Genomic DNA, 548 nt, shown 5'->3' with positions numbered 1-548 from the left:
TCTCAATTTATCAACTAATCGATAAATATCAGATACGACAACTGTATGAATTAAATGCCCATTTTCGGTGGTACTTGACGCGAATTTTGGCCTTTGCCCCAACTTTAATGCCTTAATTCTCCATAATTCGCCAGTTTCTCTATATTGTGTACCTGATGTTTGTTTAAATAGTGGCGAATCTGGCGCCCGGATACAAACGCCGCTATCGTTGTAAAGTGCAGCACGCTGTCACAACTGAGCGCTTTAAAAATAATGTTAGTTTCGCAGCACCACTGAATCTCTCGGCTTGATGTGATGCCTTTAGAATAGGCAAATAAAATGATTTTTAACAAGACTGACGGATCATAAGCCGGACGACCGTTATCATCATTTTTATATCTGGGATAAAACACACTTAAATCGAGTTTGTGTTCAATTAGATAATGAATGGCATGTTCAAATGTACCGGCTTGTAATTGGTCTTGATAGTTAATGATGACCATGCTGGTTTGGTTGTAGTTGGCTGGAATAAACTTAGGCAAAATCAATCTCCTATGAAGATTTGATAA

At 38.1% G+C, this 548-nt stretch carries 1 protein-coding gene; it reads right to left on the bottom strand.

Translation table 11 applies throughout. The annotated features are described in order from the left end of the window. Positions 1–104 precede the first annotated feature (104 nt). A partial coding sequence (locus tag N7931_RS19370; protein ID WP_262795984.1) for a transposase occupies positions 105–548 on the bottom strand: 444 nt, incomplete at its 5' end.

This window comes from Catenovulum sp. 2E275 (assembly GCF_025515275.1).
Lineage (GTDB): Bacteria > Pseudomonadota > Gammaproteobacteria > Enterobacterales > Alteromonadaceae > Catenovulum.
This window is presented reverse-complemented; position numbering and strand designations above follow the sequence as displayed.